This window comes from Clostridium psychrophilum (genome assembly GCF_018861705.1).
GTDB lineage: Bacteria > Bacillota > Clostridia > Clostridiales > Clostridiaceae > Clostridium_AD > Clostridium_AD psychrophilum.
Genome location: NZ_JAHLEC010000024.1, coordinates 15,334 through 37,093 on the forward strand (window position 1 = coordinate 15,334; position 21,760 = coordinate 37,093).

14 protein-coding genes, 1 pseudogene and 1 riboswitch are annotated in these 21,760 nt (G+C 30.7%); of the genes and pseudogenes, 4 read left to right on the forward strand and 11 right to left on the reverse strand.

Annotated elements, in window-relative coordinates:
- Positions 1 to 22: 22 nt before the first annotated feature.
- Positions 23 to 1,804 carry a hypothetical protein gene (locus KPL38_RS07470; protein WP_216288523.1) on the reverse strand — a complete coding sequence of 594 codons (1,782 nt, stop codon included), beginning with the start codon at positions 1,802 to 1,804 and terminating at the stop codon, positions 23 to 25.
- Positions 1,805 to 2,279: 475 nt separating this feature from the next.
- Between KPL38_RS07470 and KPL38_RS07475 the strand changes: the two genes are divergently transcribed.
- Positions 2,280 to 3,545, forward strand: coding sequence for a VanW family protein (locus tag KPL38_RS07475; RefSeq protein ID WP_216288524.1), 1,266 nt, complete (start codon positions 2,280 to 2,282; stop codon positions 3,543 to 3,545).
- A 132-nt stretch (positions 3,546 to 3,677) separates the two neighbouring features.
- Here KPL38_RS07475 and KPL38_RS07480 read toward each other — a convergent pair whose 3' ends face one another.
- From KPL38_RS07480 to sigK, 8 genes are all read right to left on the reverse strand, one after another.
- Positions 3,678 to 6,044, reverse strand: a complete 2,367-nt coding sequence (locus KPL38_RS07480) for a SpoIID/LytB domain-containing protein (protein ID WP_216288525.1) — start codon at positions 6,042 to 6,044, stop codon at positions 3,678 to 3,680.
- A 373-nt stretch (positions 6,045 to 6,417) separates the two neighbouring features.
- Entirely contained in the window at positions 6,418 to 7,380 is a 963-nt protein-coding gene (locus KPL38_RS07485; RefSeq protein WP_246577862.1) for an LCP family protein, read from the reverse strand.
- Between the two features lie 67 nt (positions 7,381 to 7,447).
- Positions 7,448 to 8,593, reverse strand: a complete 1,146-nt coding sequence (locus KPL38_RS07490) for an SGNH/GDSL hydrolase family protein (RefSeq protein WP_216288527.1) — start codon at positions 8,591 to 8,593, stop codon at positions 7,448 to 7,450.
- A gap of 204 nt (positions 8,594 to 8,797) precedes the next feature.
- Positions 8,798 to 11,392: a M4 family metallopeptidase gene (locus tag KPL38_RS07495; RefSeq protein WP_216288528.1), complete on the reverse strand. Its 2,595-nt coding sequence runs from the start codon at positions 11,390 to 11,392 to the stop codon at positions 8,798 to 8,800.
- A 165-nt stretch (positions 11,393 to 11,557) separates the two neighbouring features.
- A complete protein-coding gene (locus KPL38_RS07500) occupies positions 11,558 to 12,613 on the reverse strand; it encodes a leucine-rich repeat domain-containing protein (RefSeq protein WP_216288529.1) in 1,056 nt (351 codons plus the stop codon).
- A 130-nt stretch (positions 12,614 to 12,743) separates the two neighbouring features.
- Positions 12,744 to 14,198, reverse strand: coding sequence for a sensor histidine kinase (locus tag KPL38_RS07505; protein WP_246577863.1), 1,455 nt, complete (start codon positions 14,196 to 14,198; stop codon positions 12,744 to 12,746).
- 18 nt (positions 14,199 to 14,216) lie between these two features.
- Entirely contained in the window at positions 14,217 to 14,351 is a 135-nt protein-coding gene (locus tag KPL38_RS19990) for a hypothetical protein (protein WP_281419335.1), read from the reverse strand.
- A 141-nt stretch (positions 14,352 to 14,492) separates the two neighbouring features.
- Complete coding sequence (sigK, locus tag KPL38_RS07510; protein WP_216288530.1) at positions 14,493 to 15,185, reverse strand: RNA polymerase sporulation sigma factor SigK; 693 nt, start codon at positions 15,183 to 15,185, stop codon at positions 14,493 to 14,495.
- Positions 15,186 to 15,808: 623 nt separating this feature from the next.
- Here sigK and KPL38_RS07515 point away from each other — a divergent pair.
- Positions 15,809 to 16,156, forward strand: a pseudogene (locus KPL38_RS07515) (C40 family peptidase); the annotation flags it as partial.
- 127 nt (positions 16,157 to 16,283) lie between these two features.
- The gene (locus KPL38_RS07520; protein ID WP_216288531.1) at positions 16,284 to 18,413 is read left to right on the forward strand and encodes a transglycosylase domain-containing protein; all 2,130 of its coding nucleotides are present in this window, start codon (positions 16,284 to 16,286) and stop codon (positions 18,411 to 18,413) included.
- 129 nt (positions 18,414 to 18,542) lie between these two features.
- Here KPL38_RS07520 and sigG read toward each other — a convergent pair whose 3' ends face one another.
- Positions 18,543 to 19,316 (reverse strand): RNA polymerase sporulation sigma factor SigG, encoded by a 774-nt coding sequence (sigG, locus tag KPL38_RS07525; RefSeq protein ID WP_216288532.1) that lies wholly within the window; start codon positions 19,314 to 19,316, stop codon positions 18,543 to 18,545.
- A gap of 184 nt (positions 19,317 to 19,500) precedes the next feature.
- A riboswitch (M-box (ykoK) riboswitch) is annotated at positions 19,501 to 19,669 on the forward strand.
- Positions 19,670 to 19,910: 241 nt separating this feature from the next.
- On the opposite strand from sigG, the gene KPL38_RS07530 reads away from it, so the two are divergent.
- A complete protein-coding gene (locus tag KPL38_RS07530; protein WP_216288533.1) occupies positions 19,911 to 20,813 on the forward strand; it encodes a cation diffusion facilitator family transporter in 903 nt (300 codons plus the stop codon).
- A gap of 287 nt (positions 20,814 to 21,100) precedes the next feature.
- Here the strand turns inward: KPL38_RS07530 and KPL38_RS07535 are convergent, their stop codons facing one another.
- Positions 21,101 to 21,613 (reverse strand): VanZ family protein, encoded by a 513-nt coding sequence (locus KPL38_RS07535; RefSeq protein ID WP_216288534.1) that lies wholly within the window; start codon positions 21,611 to 21,613, stop codon positions 21,101 to 21,103.
- Positions 21,614 to 21,760 lie beyond the last annotated feature (147 nt).

Consider the following 21,760-nt stretch of genomic DNA (forward strand, 5'->3'; position numbering starts at 1 on the left):
ATATATTTAATTATTTTAATGCCTATTTATGCATGAAGAATGCAAAAGCATCTGTTGAATAAGTTGCACCCATGTTTCGTACATGAACTGTATTACCTTGGTTATCAGCTACATATGCCAAAGTATGACTTCCACTGTTAACCCAACCCATAAACACAAATGTGTGGGTTGAAGATCCTGATCCATCAGAAGTTGTAAAACAAATACTTCCTCGTGATAGCTTACTGATATCATATGTGGATACCCATCCACTTGATCTTAAATAACTTATATACTGACTTGTATTACATATATATGTTGGTACATTGTTGCCTATTCTTCTCATTGCTTCACTAGAAAAATAAACGCAATTATTTGAAGTGATTCCACCATGCAATGCTACAGCCCTATTTACTACACTGCTTACATTAGAACCAGAACTTAAATAGTTTGATAATACTGATCCATTGCTTGTTTGAATTGGTGCTGATGCTAAAGCTGCTGCTTTATCTGCTGCAACTTTTGCAAGTCTTGTTGCTTCTGCCTTAGCTGCTTGTAATTCAGCTAGTTTCTCTACTTGTGCTTTAGATGTTTTGTCTATTGCTATCTTTGCCAATCTATCTGTTTCAACTTTAGCTAATCTGTCAACTTCAACTTTAGCTAGCCTATCTGCTTCAATCTTAGCCACTCTGCCAACTTCGACCTTAGCTAATCTATCTGATTCTACCTTAGCTAGTCTATCTTGCTCTACTTTCGCTAACTTATCTTTAGCTATTTTAGCTGCTCTGTCTGACTCATCTTTAGATATAGTACCCGCTTGTACATTAGATACTCTATCTGCTTCTATTTTAGCAAGTCTATCTGATTCTACCTTAGCAAGTCTGTCTGTTTCAACTTTAGCTAATCTATCTGACTCAACTTTAGCTAATCTATCTGTTTCAACTTTAGCAAGCCTATCTGCTTCAGTTTTAGCTACTTTGTCTGCTTCGATACTAGTGGTACTAGCTGGTTGATCTTTAGTAGTACTAACGGCTTCATTTTTAGAATTACTATCGACTTCGTTAGTAACACTACTAGCTGCTTCTTCTTTAGTAGTATCAACTGCTTCATTAGTAGTTGCAGTCTCTTCTTTTAATTTAGCAATCTTATCTGCCTCTACTTGAACTAAGTTATCCTCTTTTGCTTTTTTTGCATCAAGAACTTCTTTTTCTGCTTTATCAGATGCTGCTTTTGCTATTTTGTAATTTTCTGCTGTTTTAAGCTGATTAGCTTTATTTGCATTTTCAGCAGCTATCTTATTAATTTCTTCTTGTTTTGCACTATTTGCTGCACTTCTTGCCGCATTTGTTGCTGCAGTATTCTTTGCTACATTTGCTGCAACGTTTTTTGCAGAATTAGCTGCAACATTGTCAGCATCTTTGCTAGTTGTATTTTGGTTTGTAGCCAATAAAACATTAGTAGATTCTACTTTATTGCTTTGGTCTGTAGCTATATTTGCTTGGTTGCTAGTCTTAATTGGGTTACTTAGCTTGTCCTGTTTAACCTTATTTGTTGCAACATCAACTTTATTTTTAGCAATTAGTTTTTTAACAGCAACTGCTGCATTTGAAGTATAACTTTTAGTAACTTTTGCAATTGTCGTTTGTTGATTAGATTTTTGATGCTTTGATAAAAATGCCATGTTTTTCCCTGGTTTTTCTGCTTTATTTGCAATTACCATAGCACTACTACCTAACATTACAACTGTTGCTAATGCTGTTATTGTTACAATTCTAGTTCGTGCCCTTTTTTTTGCTCTCGTTCTTTTTCTTGTTCTTCTTGACATTTGTTATCCCCCCCCGGATCTTTTAGAATCATTTAAATTCTAATATACGTCTTCCAATTATGTAATTATTAGTGCTTTACCACGGCATAATTGCCATTCTAAAATTGCTAATAAATAACCCTCCCCCACAAATACTTCAAACTATTCATTTCCATATTACATGGCATAACCCTCTAATTTTCGAGTTACAAATATCGACTAATGTCGCAATATGCCATCTAAAACAATTAATTAATGGTTTGTCTGTTTTTCTCCCCACTACACTATATTCGTCTAATTTTTTATAAAAGTTAGTCATTAACGACATAAAGATTTTAAATATATTAAACGATCGGAAATATACTTTTTTACCAATATATATCTTATAAAAGTATTGTAAAATAGCAACAATAGTTTTATTATTGTATATAGATGTTATTTACAAAAAATACACATGAAAAGAGTTAGTATTGCTTAACTGAAAAGGGGAATAAAAATGGGGTTACAATTTGTTACAGAGCCAGAAAAACCAAAGAAAAGAAAGTTAAAAGCCGTAGAGATAATCGTTGGGGTAGTAGGATTGCTAGTAGTTATTCAAGGCATCCTTATGTATTCATCTTTATCAAAATACAAAGAAAAGATACATCTAAAAGTATGGGTGGAAGACACAAATTTAAGTGGAAAAACTAAAGCAGAAGCAACAAACATTATTATGCAAAAACATGCTATAATTGGCAAGAAAAATATAACAATAAAAGTGAACGGAAAACAATATACAATTGAAGCATCAAAACTTGATATGAAATCTAATTCAAGTGCAATAATTGATAAAGCTTTTGCTATTGGGCGACAAGGAAATATATTTCAAAAATATTTTGATATAGCATTTCCAAGCCAAAATAAATTTACAATATCACATTCATACAATTATGCTGTTGTAGACTCGATTCTTAAAAAAGTTGTTAAAGATAATAGTAAAAATGCAACAAACGCATCTATTATTAGAAGTAATTCTGGAAAATTACTTGTAACTAAAGAAGCATATGGTCATACTATTGATCCAGTACTTCTAAAAAAAGATATAACAAAAAAAGTTAACAATCTTGATGAGGAACAAAATCTATTAATAGAACCACAACTTATAAAAGTAACACCTAGAATAAAAAAATCTGATTTAGCAGGTATAGATACTGTAATATCAAGTTACACAACCAGCTTTGGATCTTCAACCCAGAATCGATCAACAAATATTAGAATAGCTTCTAGTAATCTAAATGGTCATATAATTATGCCAGGAGAAATTTTTAGCTTTAATGATGTAGTCGGAGCAAGATCTACAGCTAATGGATATAAAACAGCAATAGGAATTATAAATAATAAAGATGTACCTGATATAGGGGGTGGAACCTGCCAGGTTTCAACAACACTTTATAATGCAATGCTTAGAACTAATATAGTTTCTAGAGAAAGATACGCTCATACTTTGCGATCAGCTTATATTGGTAGAGGACTCGACGCTACAGTTGCTTACGGTCTTCTAGATTATAGATTTAAAAATACTTATTCATATCCAATATATTTAGAATCTTCAATACAAAACAAACAATTAACATTTAGTGTCTACTCAAATGCAGCTCTTAACAGTAAACATTATGAAATTATAAATGACATAGTTGGAAGTCATGTACATGTATATCGAATAACAACTCAGAATGGTAAACAAATATCTAGAGTTCTTCTTTATACTGATAGAATTGTATAAAACAATTTAAACTTTAATAAAAATAACCACCAGATCGCAACTTATGCGATTTGGTGGTTATTTTCTTCTACTACCATTTAGTAACTATCTATTCTACTGCTTTTCTATAATGCTATTTCACTTACCCTAATTTTATAATTTTGCATTTACGACGGCTGTCCAATTACTATACGCCTTAGTCTTTCCAACAGTTCGATATGATCTCACTTTATAAAAATAAGTCCTACCTGTTACGAGCGTCGAATTTGTATAATATAAACCTGATGTTCTTGCAAGTAAGCTATAAACTCCATTATTTGCATTAGATTTATAAACCTCATACCCGCTTGCGCCGGTAGCGCCACTCCAGGTAAGTTTAATGCTTTTAGAGTTAATTCTATTAGCTTTAACCTTTGTTGGTATAGATAGAATTGGTTTTGCATTAATTGTTGTTAAAAAATAACTATAGATTTTAACGTTGCCTACCATCCTATATGCTCTCACTTTATAATAATAAGTCGTATTTGTCACAAGTCCTGTATTATTATAACTTCCTTTAGTAGTTGTTGATATCAATTTATACGAACCTTTAACAGTTGTTGCTCTATAAACTTCATACCCACTTGCTCTAGTTACCGCGTTAAATTTAACATAGATGCTGTTATATGAATATGATGATACTTTTAACCCTTTAGGTGCTCCAATTGAAACATCAACATTCCACTTTGCATATAGTATTGTGTTAGTTGTTACTTTATCAGCTTTAAAGTTCCATACAGATAAACACCCAGTTTGTTTATACCAACCAGCAAACGTATAACCTGCTTTTGTTGGCGCTACTGGTGTTGTTATTAAACCATTATAGTTAACAATTTTACTGCTTACTGCTTTCCCACCTTGGCTATTGAATGTAACTGTACATTTATTCATTGTCCACTTTGCATAAAGAGTTGTATTTGCAGCTACTTTATCAGTTGCAAAGTTCCATGCTGTTGAGCATCCGACTTGTTTATACCAGCCAGCAAATGTATAACCTGTTTTCGTTGGCGCAACTGGAGTTGCTATAACACTATTATAGCTTACGATTTTACTACTTACTGCTTTTCCACCTTGGCTATTAAATGAAACTGTATATTTATTAGCTGTCCATTTTGCATATAGTATTGTATTTGAAGTAACACTATTGTTTGTAAAGTTCCATGCATTTGCGCCCTTAGATTCTTTGTACCACCCACCAAATGTATAACCAGTTTTTGCTGGTGCTACTGGAGTTGCTATAACACTATTATAACTCACGATTTTACTACTTACTGCATTTCCACCTTGGCTATCAAATGAGACCGCATAATCACTTGCAGCATTTATTATCGTTGTACCGTCATAATAAAACTTTAGAATAGTTTCAAAACTTTGTCCTGCCGATGCTCTATGTTTTGCTCCAATCTGACTCATACCTACCCCATGGCCATTGCCTTTGCCATTAAAAGTATAAATGTCAGTTACAGCATCATAAGTTACATTATACAAAGCACTTTCTAAACCTAAGAACGTCCTTGCAGAATCTTTTCCATAAGATCTATAATAAAGAGTCCCATATTGATCTTTGAAAACTATAGTAATATTTTTAATTCTACCACTAGTAAATTTGGTAATGCTATTTAAATCTATTTTCACAAATGTATAATTTACTGGTATTTTTAAAGTAGTTTTTATTTTTAATAAGGTGTTCATAGTAATAGATGTATACATTGAATTCCAACCATAGTCTACATCATAAATATCTTGCTTAGTTTTAAGATAGCTAAGTGCACTTCCCCACACATTTTCAGAAGCTTCTGTATATCCGCCATCATATGCCGAGTAAAAAGCATCAACAATGTTAGTCCCACTTAAAAGTACCTTACCTTTAGTCGCATCGACTGCAGCAATTACATTTTTTAATGAAGAATCATAGCCGCCATAAACTTGGCAGTCAGTAGTATCACAAATACTATAACCCCTTGCACTCGTATGTTTGCTTACATTAGCTAAAGCATAGTTTCTAGCGGCTACTGCCTGTGCTTTTAGTGCTTCAATAGGAAAATAATCAGACATTTCTTTCCCAACAACACCTTTTAAATAATCTTCTATGTATAAAGTATTAACAGGTAATACCTTACCTGAACTAATTTTAAAATTTAATGTTCCTCTATAATTTCTAGTATAAATAGATGTTATCTTAATAGTATTTGTTGAAATCACTGGTATAAGACTTAAATTACTGTACAGTACTCCATTAAAACTCACCTGTGATCCAGATACTTTTAATAAATAGCTTGTACCACTTTTTTTGACGTTGCCGTTTAAGGTATAATCCCCATTTAATGTTATCGTTAGTTGAGCACACCCCATACTCTCAAGTCCTACACTAATATTTTGACTATTAACATAATTTGAACCAGTAAATGCATAAGCACCATTTCCTAACATAAAAATGCAAGCAAACAAAGCCACTGTAAATATTCTGAATTTATTTTTCACCTTACTACCCCCTTTTACTTCATTACATTACAATTAAATCTAATTATGTATTCATCTTCTAGGTCGATGTTGCAGTGACCCAGGAGATAATTTAATATAAGTTCATATTCAAATAGACATACTTCCCCCTCATTTATAAAATTATTATCACTTTTATTGTATTATTATAAAATTTATTCAACATATATAATGTATATCGTTCAAAAATGTGATTACTAAATACATAAATCGCTTTTATTTTTCTAAATTAAGCTCAAAATATAAATAACAACCAAATATACAAAAAAAAGTACTTATAGAACAGTTTTTTCAAAGTGTTCTATAAGTACTATCTTAATATTTCAATAGTTCTTTTTTCTATTACAATATGATTTTATTTAGATACAGGTTTTATATCATCATATATATACTTATGAAGCTGATTTGTTGCAGCAATCATGTCAATAACAAGACAATCCTGTCCATTAATCATTTTATCTGTCCAATAACCATCTACTGGGAATCTTGTTTGATCCATAGTTGTTATATTAGATCCCATAACTTTTGTACCAAGTTTCATTAAATTTATACTACTCATGCTTGTCTCAGTAAGTGGTAGAAGTTTAGATACAACTGATGGAAATTGTGATGCACCTAATGACTGAACTTTTGTAAACATGCCTGTTAATACTGTTCTTTGTCTTTCTGTTCTTTTAAAGTCATCACCAGTAGTATAACGTATTCGTGAATATGCAACTGCCTGCATACCACTTAAATTCTGCACTCCAGAACCTGTTACTTTTGTTATTGATTGTTTCTCAAGTCCGGCAGTTTCACTCATATATTTATTAATTAAAGCAACTTCATCACTCTCAACATTTATTGGTACTCCACCAATAGCGTCTATTAGCTTTTGAAGGTCAAAAAAATCAACTGTGACATAATCTTTAATATTTAAATTAAAATTCTCATTAATAGTTTTTATAGCTAGTTGTGGTCCACCGTAGGCATATGCAGCGTTCATTTTTGTTGAACCATGACCATCTATTGGTACATATATATCTCTCATCAAAGATGACATTTTAATTTTCTTATGCTTTTGATCTATTGATAAAACTATCATAGAATCTGAACGACTTGCATCTGTCTTATGTCTTCTATCTACACCAAATAAAGCAATATTGGTTATATCATTGCTTTCTGTCGCTGTACTACTAATACCCAAATCTGAATTAGTTTTTGATATTTTTGTAGTACTCATTTTACTTAGTTGATAAAAAGCGTAGCCAAAACCTGCTCCTACAATCACAACACAAATAACAACTATACTTATAAGAATCTTTTTCCACCGTTTCATCTTTACATCCCCTTGTTTATAATAATTATTTTTTTCTTCCCACATATGTAATTTTAAATATAATTAACTAATTTGTTGCGAGTCCTAAAATATTCACTGTTCCCCCTTGGTTAACAGCTGATACTTCAATTTTAATTATATGTTTGCCTACTAAATTATCAGATATTAGATCAGAATAAGTTGCTTTATAAGTTGAACTAGTATCTATTGTTTTCACAAGATTACCATCTAAATATACATTGAATTTTCCACCATTTGGCTGGCGGAGATAATGTATAATTGCTAAACTATTGGTTGTATTAAAAGTTAAAGTATTTGAAAGCTTGTCCCCAACCAATCCATTATTTATAGTAACCCCACTGTTTACAGTAAATCCGCTATTTATATCAGGTGTACTATCAAAAACAAAAGTATTAAGTTTTTTAGTATCCTTGTACAAGGCACTATATTTAATATTTGTTTTTTTCTTAGCTTTATAATTTTTATCAATAACTTTTTCAACTGTCTTTGCATAGTAACTATATCCCTTATCATTAGGTATTTCTACATCCGTTGTTAGGTTTTCATATGATTCTGGAGTACCCGTGAATGTTGATATAGTATCCGCAACTTGAAGGTTGTACTGTTTTGATAATTCTTGTATAACCTTTGAATAACTATTATACTCTCTAAATGAACTTTCTATAATTGGTACTATTTCAATATTAGGATTAGTTTTTTTAAGTTTAATTATAATACTTTCATAGAAATTTCCGAATTGCGCAGGAGTCATACTCCATTGATCCTTTTGTCCGAAACACATATATGCTATGTCGTATTTTTTTGTAGCCTTATCGTTATTTAACTCAACCCACGCACGTATTCCTGTAGTACCACCACCTGTAATTAAATCAGTTGTTACAGTTGATTTATATTTAGTTTTAACATCCTTTGCTATTAAATTAAACCACTTTTCACTATCATTAGTAGACCCATTACTTTGAGCAATACTGTCTCCTATTACCAATGCATTTATGTCTTGTTTTTGAGTAAGATTCTCATAGACATTCGAAGTTGGCATTGTTTCGTCCTGATTTAAGCTTTCATTATTATGCTTTTCTGCTAAAGCAATAAGTTTTTTTTGGTTTTGACTTTCACGTTTGGCCCCTACGCCAATTCCACAAATTGCTGCTATAATTAAAAGTATAGATAACGTTACTACAATTTTTTTCATGTCATATCTCCCCTTACATATAAAATGCCTACATGCAATTATACTGTTATTTTTACTATTTTGCTATTATTTTCCGAAATATTTGTAATACTTATTGGATTTTGGGATTATATCTTACTTTTAAATTATATTTACGTAAAATATATCTTATTAAGACAAAAATTATCCAAATACATTTTCATGCACTTGGATAGTTTTAATTTTTTATGGTTTAGCATGTACTATGCTGCTCAAATTGCCATACACTCGTGTTTTACCAACATTTCGATATGACCTAACTTTATAATAATAAGTTCTACCTTTTGCTAAACTTGAATTGGTATAATATGCATGTGAAGTTCTTGATAATATGCCATATTTTCCATTGCTTGAGCTAGCTCTATATACTTCATACCCGCTTGTTCCTGATACAGTTCTCCATGTTAGTTTTATACTTCTAGAACTAACTCGAGTGGCTTTCACAGTTGTTGGTGCTCCTGGTACTGGTCTCGCACCTAGTCCCGTTGTAAAACCACTGTACACTTTAAGTGTGCCAACCATCCTGTATGCTCTTACTTTATAATAATAAGTATTGTTTGTTGTAAGTCCAGTATTATTATAATTTGTAGACGATGTTGTACCTATTAGCGTATATTTTCCTTTACTAGTTCTCCAAACTTCATATCTGTTTGCTCCTTGCACTGCCTTGAAGCTAACATTTATACCGTTATAAGAAGATGATGCTACTTTTAGTGATGTTGGCACCGATGGTATTGGTTTCGAACCTAACCCGGTTGTAAAACCACTATACTCTTTAAGTGCACCAACCATCTTATATGCTCTAACTTTATAGTAATATTTACTATTTGGTATAAGTCCAGTATTATTATACTTTGTTGATGTTGTTGTACCTATTAATGTATAAATTCCTTTACTAGTTCTCCAAATCTCATATTTACTTGCTCCTTGTACTTTATTGAAGCTAACGTTAATACTGTTGTATGAAGATGATGCCACTTTTAAGCTTGTTGGTATAGGTAATGCATTGACAGTTATAAATGATGTTTTTACAGCCTTAACCTCTGAACTACTAGCTCCATATAAATCTGTTGCTGCTCGTATAATTGCATTCGCAGCTCCTTTAAAATCTATATTGTAGTTAAAATAATTATATGCATCATAATAAATTTCAGCTGTCTTTTTCATGCCTATAGATTTGGCTATAAGGTAAGCGGCTTTATTGGGGATTCCACTGTTTGTATGCACTCCACCATAATCATCATCATAATCATCTGGTAGATTCTCATAACTATTTATATTGTCTGGTTGACCATAAAGAGTTGGATTTGCTAAACTTCTTAATGCATCCCCGGAAGTTTTAGGTGTATAAACATCTTGACCTATTACCCAGTCTGATGGATTAAATGTCCATGTACCATGATTTTTTACATTGTATTTATTATATGTCTTAATCAAAACGCCAAAAACATCAGATATTGATTCGTCAAGTGCTCCTGATTGATTATTGTAAGATAAGTCTCCATTTGCCTGCGTTACCCCATGAGTCATCTCATGTCCAACGATTCCAAGGTCTCCACTGAGATACGTAAACATCGATCCATCACCATCACCATACCACATAGTTGAATAACCATCCCAAAATGCATTGTTATACTTAGAACCTAAATGAGCTACAGATCTTATTTCCATGCCTTTGCCGTCAATACTGTTACGATTAAATAAAGTTTTATAAAAATCATATACTGCTCCTGCATTATAATGTGCATCAACAAGTGCTTTATCTTTCTCTGATGTAAATTTACCATTAGAAGAAGTACCCTCGTATACTTTAGTTCCATCTCCATTATTTGCACTAAAAGTTGTTATATTATTAGAATTGAGCATTGGTTTAGTTAAATCTGTCATTAAATATGTTTTATTGTTTTCTAATTCTAAGTTTAATGACTTAGTTTTTCCATTAACGCCAGTACCTGTTCCTATAGCGGGAACATCTCCATACCTAATATTACTTTGCTTACTAATTACCTTTCCTGAACTTGTATCCACATAAACATCCCAATTTCCTATAATTGGAGTTGTATATTTTACATTTACTAAATATACCTCATAAACCTTTTTCCCAATAACCAAAAATGTTTTGTTTGCTGTTGGCTCTGAGCTAAGTTTAGCGGCTTGTCCTTTTAATAGCCCTTGTGAATTTTTAGAAGTTAAACTGTCCATTTTAGTGCATTCGCCTTTTGCAATCGAAATAGCTTCACTTGATGTTATCTTATTAATAAATGATTTTGCAAGGGACCTAACAGGAATCGCAGTTTTGAGAACTACATTTCCAGTGACTGAGGTTATAATACCCCCTTTATTAAAATGCACGGTTATCTGTTTATCCTCAACTGGTAAACCTGATATATATTGATATAATTTTATGTGTGTAAATCCTGCATTGTCTACTATTATTTTTGCATCTTTAAAATCACTAAAAATATTATTTAATCCAATAATTGTTTTGTTTTGATCTAAAAATGTTAACGCTTCTTTTACGCTTGGCGTTTTTGGGTCCGACAAAATACCTGATATAAACAATTCGCCATTGCTTTCATTGTTTTCATCTACTTGAACATTACTTTTATTATATTTTTTTAAATTGTTTAAAAAATTATTATGTATAGAATTGCTTGTAACACTTATATTGGTAGCACTGCTTGTCGTTGCTGCAAAGCCTAAAGTTGAAGTGTTTAATAAAACCATTAACGTAGAGATTGTAACAGCTATAATTTTTTTTATAAATTTATTTTTTCTCATTTTTTCTCCCTTTAAACTAGAATAATAAATGCACTGTATACCATTATATACATTTTCTTTATAAAAATGATACATTAATTGTTAAAAAATATATATTTTTTTCAGCCATAAAATCCAGTGTTAAATCTGGTATAATTGCACGCAAAAAAATAAAAGAGGAAATGATTACGGTTCTATGTTACTTACCTGTTTAGTATTTGAGGTTGGAATTGTAGAACTCTCTTCATCCGGTATATTCGTAGAATTTTTATCCTGGGAGTTTTCTGGATTTGTTATTTTGTCAGAATCATGGTTTGTTATATCTACAACAGGTTCTTTTTTATCATCTTTTGTTGTCTCATCTAAATTCTTATTTGGGAATGTAATGGCTTTGCTCTCTGTAGATTTATTGCTGTCTTTTATTTCATTTTGCTTAGAAGTCAAAGTGCTATTATGTATATCTGTTTTCATCAAAATACTTTTAGAATTACTAACTATTGAAGTTTCTTTAACCTGATTAGCATCTGAACTTAAATTTGTTAACTTAGTTAATCCTTTTAAAGGTTCTGTATTACTTACCTTATTAGAGGCTAAATCCAAATTAGTTAACTTTGTTAATCCTTTTAATGCTTCTATATTGCTCATCTTATTAGTATCTAAATTCAAACTAGTAAGGTTAGTTAATCCTTTTAATGCCACTATATTACTTATTTGATTAGTGTTTAAATCCAACTTGCTCAAACTTTTCAATTTTTCTAATGGCTCGATGTTGCTTGTCTTATTAGTGTTTAAATTTAAATTAGTCAAATGAGTTAATCCTTCTAGAGGCTGCAAATTACTAATTTTATTAGTAGCTAAATTCAAATCAGTTATGTTAGTTAGTCCTTTTAATGGTGCTATGTTACTAATATTATTATCACTTAAATTCAGCGTAACTAAATTAGTGAGATTCTCAATTCCTGAAAGATTAGTAATATGTTTGTCTTGAGCATTTTGAAGACTCGTTATATTATCCACATCATCTTTTAAGATATCTCCAGTAGGACATTGTATTTTCTCCCTTATTAATTTTTCCAAATTCTTATCTGGGAATTTAATAGCTGTACTATCTGTAACTAATACGCTAACTAATTGTCGTTTTGGTTTGCTGTTTGCAAAATTGCAATAAACAATGCCAATGCCTAATAAAGAGATGACAAAAACATATAGCAATTTAATTTTCATATAAAAAATATTTTTCATATTCTTAATCCCCCATTTGTTGTAATAATTAAACTTTAACAATATACTCAATTTAAAAAAATCATTTAGCAATTGAGGGAATTATATTATTAAATTATTTTCTGAGTCGCCACAAAATTTTAAAGAATTATTAATAAACATCTGAGAGTTCCACTCGTATGCTTTCATCTTGACCTTTTACTTTATTACTATGTACAATATTTTCTTCATGTATTTTTCCTGATGGAACTGTAAAAGTAAACTTACTTCCTTTTCCAAATGTACTTTGTGCATATATTCTTCCACCTTGTAATTCTACAATCGATTTAACTAAACTTAAACCAATGCCAGTACCTTCTGCATTCCTCGATAATGATTTATCAACTTGTTTAAATCTATCAAATATTGTACTCAAGTTTTTTTCTTCAATACCAATACCATTGTCACTTACTGATATTTCAACAAATTCATTTTTATCCTTAATATCAACAAATATTTCGTTACCTTCATCTGAAAATTTTATAGCATTTGATAAAAGGTTTAATACTATTCTCTCTATGATTTCTGGATCACAATCAATATATTTTTCTTCTACATCCGTATCAAAAACAATGTTTAACCCCTTACATTCAGTAAAAGAAGTTACAGACATAACAATGTCTTCCACAACTTCAACTATATTATTAGTAGACAAATTCAATTTAAAGAACCCTGCCTGAATTTTTGATGAATCAACTATATTATTAATAAGTTTTGATAATCTATATGAATTAACCTTCATCGAGTCTAGGTATTTAATAAATGTATCACGTTTTGCGTCTAATGACCCATTATTGCAATACAGCTGAAATAACTGAATCGCAGAAAAGATTACATTTAATGGTGTTTTAAGTTCATGTGAAATGTTTGCAATAAACTCTTCGTGTGAAATCAGTACACCCTGTAACTGTTTGTTGACTTGATTTTTTTTCTCAACTTCTTCGAACATATAATTATAAATATATTTAATAAATATTAAGTTTCCTGCAATTAGTAAAAATCCTAAAAAAGCAAGCAAACATCGCTGAATTATTTGAGTATGTGCAACTTTATTTCGCGAACTATTTACTTCTAAATTAATTTTATTCATTAAAATATTATCAGTTGCCCTAAATTTATCAACTAAATTTTTACCTTGATTTAAATTTAATTTTGCCTGACTTGATTTACCACTTGCGACTAATATTATTTGTTGATTATAAAAACTTTGAATGGATTTCATTTCGGAAATAAGTTGATTAGTAAGACCCGTTTCCAAATTCGTATCTTTCAAATTATCTAATGAATTGTAATATCCTGGTATTTGTTTGCTCCCCAAATAATAAGGTTCTAAAAATTCTTTATTATCAGATATAATATATGCTCTTATACCTGTTTCCTGATTTATTAGTGATGTTAAAATCTCCGTTGAAAATATTTTTGCTGGGAGTATTTTTTTTATAACAAAATCTGATTCTGTGCATACCTTATTCATGCTATATATACTAAACAATACTATAACTAATGATAAACAAGCAATTGAAATATAACCAAATATCATAGTTCGTCTACTTCTACTTTTTGCCATAACACTTATCCCCACTTTTCAAAAGTTCTTTCCACAAACGACTATTCTTTTTCCACTTTTTATTAAGTTACTTTTATCTATTCCAACTATAACTTTTATTTTTCTTATGTTGTTAAAGTCTCTGTCATATACACTTGCACTAACGACGTTCATAAAATACCCCTTATTTACTTTCTTTTTAAAGTATTCGACAAGTTTCTCTTATATCCTTTAAAATGTTACAAAAATAAAAAAGTGCTGTTTGCACTTTTCAATTATTCTAATTCATTATATGTATACCTACGTATACGAATTTTAACGATTTAATTCCTTATTAAGTTTCTTTAATACCCTCTTTTCAATTCTAGATACATAAGACCTTGAAATCCCAAGTATTACTGCAATCTCTCTTTGAGTTCGAGGATTACCATCAACTAGACCATAACGCATTTGGATTACTATTTTCTCTCTATCTAGTAAAGATGCATTTATTTTATCATAAAGTGTTTTGATTTGTATTTTAGTTTCTACCATATCAACAACAGAATCATCATCACTACTTAATACATCTATAAGAGATATTTCTTTGCCTTCTTTGTCAGTACCAATAGGGTCCTGAAGATAAATTTCTCCTTTTGTTTTCTTATTATTTCGAATAAGCATAAGTATTTCGTTTTCTATACACCTTGCAGCATAGGTAGCAAGTCTTGTTCCCTTATTAATATTAAATGAATCTATTCCTTTAATAAGACCCACAGTTCCGATAGATATAAGATCATCTACATCCTTTCCTGGGTATGAATATTTTTTTACTATATGCGCAACTAGTCTCAAATTTCGTTCAACTAATACGCCTTTTGCAAGTAAGTCCCCTTCTTTCAATTTTATCAAATAGGATTTTTCTTCTTCTTCGCTAAGTGGTTGAGGGAATGAATTATTCCCAGTTATATAAGCTGTCAAAAATGTAACATTCCCAATCATATTCAATAAACAATTTATGAAAAACACAGGTATTCCTCCTAATAATGCTTCTTAATATAATATGATTTATTTCATTAATAGTGCCTGTATAAGGAAAATATATATAATTATTTTTTTATTTATTCATTCTATTTATTCATTCTATTTAATTTATTTCTAATAGTTAATTATAAATAACTATATTTTGAATATTTTTTTTGGAAATTGTCTATAATTTAAATACACCAACGCATTATCGAGTTGGAAAAATATTGAATTGATTTTATCTAAATTAATTTTTAAGGAAATTTTGCTTGTTTATTATTGCTTTATCAATACTTACTAGTAGGCACAAGGAGGAGGAAATAATGATTAACTTTAAGAGTTTTCAATCTATTTTTTTAACATCAGTATTAGTAATCACTATATCAGCAACTGCATCACTTAATTTATTTGCAGCAACATTAGAAACTTTTACCTATACTGTAAAAAGTGGAGATTGTTTATCCGTAATAGCTCAAGACAATGGAGAATCATTGTATACATTAAGAAAAGCTAATAATAAATGGAATGATTCTATTTCTATTGGTGAAACTCTTAATATTTCAAAACCAAGCAGTCCTACTGTGAATCAAACGAAAGAAAATAAGGACACTGTAGTTACAGCTAAACTTTCTTCTAATTCAGTTTTAGCATATGCATCAAAGTTTCTAGGCATCCCTTATGTATGGGGTGGGACAACCCCTTCAGGTGGTTTTGACTGTTCAGGATTTACAAAATATGTATTTGCACGTTTTGGCATAAACCTACCAAGAGTTTCCGAGGATCAGCAAAATGTAGGAACACTTATATCTAGATCTGATCTTCAGCCAGGAGATTTAGTGTTTTTCGGAACACCTGCTCATCATGTAGGAATATATGTTGGAAACGGTAAAATGATAAATGCACCTCACACAGGAGCTGTGATTAGAATTCAGAATCTAAACAGTGATTTTACATATGGTCGCAGAGTTAATTAGGAAAGGAAAAATCGAATGCATTTTTCCTTTTTCCTTTTTCTCCTCATCAAATAAAAAATTTAGTTAGTTTTCCACACTTATTAATATAAAATTTTAAATATTGTATTTTTGTAAAGGAGAACAGTATATGGAAGGAACAAAAAATAAGAAGAAAATTAAACGCACACATAAAATCACTAAAATTGTTATAGGAATTATATTTTTAGGAATTATAATCGGTTCAGGTACAATTTTTACAATAATTCAAGCGTCACCACCTTTAGATACCAAACAAATATTAGCTTTAAACCAAACCTCTATAATTTATGATGATAAAGGAAACCAAATGGACAACATTATTAGCACAAATGAAAGCGGTCAGGTTGTAATGAGAACCAATGTGTCGTTAAATAACACATCTAAATATCTAGGTGAAGCTTTCATAGCTATCGAGGATGAACGTTTCTATAAACATGGAGGCGTAGATCTTAAAGGAATTACTAGGGCAGTACTTATGGATGTTAAAAATAAACTTCTTAATAGCGACAAAGGTACTCAAGGGGCATCCACTATAACTCAACAGCTTATAAAAAATCGGATGTTCCTAGATGATTCATTAAACAATAGACTTGATTATAAAAGAAAAATACAAGAAGCTTATCTTTCTATAGACCTGGAGAAATCTATGTCAAAGGATAATATACTAGACGCTTACATGAACACTATTTTTTTAGGTGGTAATGCTTATGGTGTGGAAGCCGCAGCATACCAGTATTTTAACAAAACCTCAAAAAATTTAACTTTAGTAGAAAGTGCCTTTATCGCAGGTATGGCTCAAAGTCCTTCTGGATCTTATCCCTTTACAACTTACAATGAAAAAGATCCAAGTGTTTATATTAATAAAACTAAATTAGTATTATATAATATGTATAAAACTAATTCAATTTCAAAAGAAGAGTATGACAATGCAATCAGTAGTATAAAAATCAATAAAATTGTATTCACAAGACCTAACGAAGATTTAAATAAATATAACTATGAATCATTTTCAAGCCCCGTTGTTAAACAAATTAAGACTGATTTAATGGCCAAATATAATTATAGTAATTCACAAGTTACATCTTTATTAATTAATGGTGGATTAAAAATATATACAACTATGAATAAAGATCTTCAAACTAAATCTCAAAAAATAGTGGATACTGACCCAGTCTTTAAAAAAGTTAAAAATACAAGTAGTAAAAATATTCAGTCCTCTGCAGTGATTTTTGATTACCACAATGGGCAAGTTAAAGCCATTATAGGTGGAAGAGGAGATGAGCCAGCTCAATCCTATAATAGAGCAGTTGATATCAAAAGTTTTCCAAGATCAACTGGTTCAAGCATTAAGCCTTTAACAGTATATGCTGCTGCAATTGACTCTAAAAAAGCTTCAGCGAGTACCGTAATAGATGACTCACCTCTATCTGCAAAAATAGCCAATAAATATAAAACTAATGGAGCTTCCTATAATCCAACTGATGATAATAAAGCTATGGGACCAATTACAATAGGTTCTGCTATAAAAACATCTCAAAATCTAGTTGCTGTTAAACTTGAGGATCAAATAGGTGTAGCCACAGGATATACTTATGCTAAAAAGTTTGGCCTAAGTGTTACAAGCGCCGATAAGAATATTGCTACCATGGCACTTGGACAGTTTTATGGTGGTGAAACTCCACTGCTAATGGCAGCCGCCTATGGAGTTTTTGGAAACTCTGGTATGTATTCAAGCCCTAGACTATATACCAAGGTTGTAGACAAAACTGGGAAAGTATTATTAGAAACCAAATATACAACTAAAAAAACACTTAGTCCCCTAAGCGCTTACACAATGTATGATTTATTAAAGGGTCCGGTAAGTTCTGGTGGTACAGGTACCAATGCCAAATATGGCACTATGCCAATTGCAGGCAAAACAGGAACTACTACTAATTTAAAAGATTTATGGTTTTGTGGTTTAAGCCCTTATTATTCAGCTGCTGTTTGGATAGGAAATGATGATAATAAAAAGTTTTACAATTTAAGCAGTAATGATGCTGCTTTAATTTGGGGAAAATTAATGAAGGAAGCAAATGCTAACCTTCCTGTAAAAGATATCACACCGCCAGCTGGAGCTAAATCATTATTAGATACTTCCAAAGATAAGAAAAAAGTCATTAAAACAAAGGATAAAGTCGTTAAAGTTACACCAAATATAAATTCTATATTAAATGACGTTAAAAAATTTTTTAAGTAACATTATAAACTAATTAAATAAGTAAATAAGTAAAGGAGGAGCTTTCGCTCCTCCTTTACTTATTCCTAAATTAAAAGATTTTTTTATGTATGTACTGACTTTAATAAGCCATAATCTCACGATGTCACATCATACATACTTTCTCATGTGCTTTAACGCAGTTTTTTCTAGTCTGGAAACCTGTGCTTGGGATATACCTATTTCATCAGCCACTTCCATTTGAGTTTTTCCGTCGAAGAACCTCAAATTAAGAATTAACTTTTCCCTATCTTTTAGCTTTTTCATTCCTTCTTTAATTGATATGTCTTCGAGCCAACTATCATCTAGATTTTTACCATCCTTAATTTGATCCATTACATAAATTTCATCCCCACCATCATGGTATATTGGTTGAAATAATGATACTGGATCTTGAATAGCATCTAGTGCAAATACCACATCTTCTCTTGGCAATTCTAATTCTTTTGCTATTTCAGTTACAGTCGGTTCTTTATTATTCTCATTCACCAATCGCTCTCTAACCTGTAAAGCTCTATATGCAATATCCCTTAAGGACCTGCTAACTCTTATAGAGTTATTATCTCTTAAGTATCTTCTTATTTCCCCAATGATCATAGGGACTGCATATGTAGAAAACCTAACATTTAGACTTAAATTGAAATTATCAATTGATTTCATGAGCCCTATGCAACCTACTTGAAATAAATCATCTACATTTTCTCCTCTGTTATTAAAGCGCTTTATCACGCTCAAAACTAATCTTAGATTTCCCTCGATAAATTCATCCCTGCACTCAGGTTCTCCATTTTGTATCCTAAATAGTAAGTCTTTCATTTGTTTTTCTTTTAATTTAGGTAATTTTGAAGTATTTACTCCACATATTTCTACTTTATTGAACATCATAAGGTCATCATTCCCTTCAGAATATCTGTATTAAAATTATGTCCCTATGATTTATTTTTTATACTACAGACAACCCTACAATATTTAATTAATTTTTCCACCTTGATTCTAAATAATTTGAAATATTGACAATATCAAAAATTAGGACTATTGTTAGGGGTAATGTTAATTGATAATTACAATTTAATATTCTTGTTAGGTGAGGTTACTGTATAAGACACACGCTACTGCCCAGAAATGTCGAGAGACGCCAACGGGTCAGCAGGTATTACCGGATTAAGGTTTTACTTAATGTAGCTGAGTATCAAATCTCTAAGCTATACAGTGCTAAAACTCAACGAGTGGGATGAGTTAATTTATTCGTGCGCTTTTATTTAAAAGCATTTAATCTTTCCACTTCATTGTGGAGAGCTTTTTTACTTTAACGGCATTTCCGAAGTCGTTAAAGCTCCATAGAGGAGATGATGCATCTTCTTTGAAGCTGTTGCATCTTCCAGGTCGATTTTGCTGCGACCCAGGAGATGATTTAATTGTAAAAGTGTAATTGACATAAATTATTATCAATTATGTTAAATTTGAAAGGAATGAATAAAAATGAACAAGCAAAAAACTGCATTATTATCTATATTTTCTAATAGTGCGTTAATAATTTTTAAAATTATAGCTGGAATATTAATGGGCTCAGTTAGTGTTATATCTGAAGCAATCCATTCTTCTATAGATCTTTTGGCAAGCGTTATTGCCTTTTTCTCCATTAAAGCAGCCTCGAAAGCTGAGGATACTGGTCACCCCTTTGGACACGGTAAATACGAAAATGTATCTGGATTCGTTGAAGCTTTATTAATTTTACTCGCTGCCGCTCTTATAGTCTATCAAGCTATAAAAAGAATGTTTGAAGGCGGAACAGTTGAGAATGTAGATGCTGGTATATTTGTAATGCTTTTAGCATCTGTAATTAATTTCTCTGTCTCAATGGTAATATTAAAAACAGCTAAGAAGACAGAATCTATTGCTCTAGAGGCTGATGCTATGCATCTTTTAACAGATGTATATACATCTCTCGGAGTGTTTATTGGACTTGTATTATTACAAATAACAAAAATACCAATTATTGATCCACTTACTGCGATATTTGTTGCATTACTAATAGTTAAGACTTCTATAAACTTAATCAAAAAATCTTTAACTGATTTAGTAGATTCTAAGCTTCCAGATGAGGATATTTCAAAAATAATAAACATACTTGACTCTCATTCAGAAATAACTAGATATCATAGTTTAAAAACTAGAAAAAGTGGACCTACAAGAGAAATTAACGTGAATGTCCATCTTTTCGCAAAGGAATCACTAGTTGATGCACATACTCTTTCTGATAAAATTGAAGAGGAAATAAAGAATGTTTTTCCTGGAAATCCATATGTAATGATTCATTTAGAACCAGAAATGTCTATGAGCCCCGTTAATCAAAACAGCGAACTCATAAATAAACTTTCATAATAATATTTCTCTCCGAGATATATCGTTATTTTTTAACAAATCTTATATTGACTAGCAAAAGGCTTAGGGTAACATTAGTGTTCCCCTAAGCCTTTATTTATAAATTTCAAATTCATACTTTCTAAATAACATTTTAGCATAATTATCTTCTACTATTTTCAATGATTTTGTGGGATATTCTTTACCCAAAAAAAATAGACACCCTTTGGGGTATCTATTTTTCATAATATTATTTTCTATAGTCTACTATCTTAAGTTAAGTTAACTTAAATTTAATTTAACTTAATTTATTTAATATCTAACCCTTTTTTATTCTTTATTAAGCGCTTAACATATATCTTATAATATGCTATATAAAATAACACGATGCCCACTAAAGAACCTGAGAAATCTATTATAACATCACTTACAAGTGAAGTCCTACCCGGAACAAACATTTGATGAAATTCATCAGTTACTGCAAATAATAGACAAATAAACATTATAGTAGTTAATGCATTTTTCCCCTTAAGTCCAAGAGAAAATAAAACATTGGAAACAAGAACCGCTAATAATGCGTACTCAAATGCATGTGCATTTTTTCTAATAATTAAGTTTATTTTCTCATCTCGTGAGCTTATGGGTAATACTCCAGCTTTTGCTTTAGTTGTATTAGTTTTACCTTCTACATCGTATTTAACATCCCGTATTGATTGCACAATTCCATAACTTCTTAAATTTGATAATGCTCCAGGTCTAGAGGAATTATAAAATATAAAACCCAATGATAACAAGCATAGTAAAATTCCTAATTTTTTCAATTTACCACCATCCAATTTTGTAATAACACACATTATACCATTTTTTGAACTTAATATCATCCTTTTACTTTACTAATATGATTTCTTTTAAATAGAGAAAACCACTAAATTGACAGTTAAAGCATCAATTTAGTGGTTCCATATTAT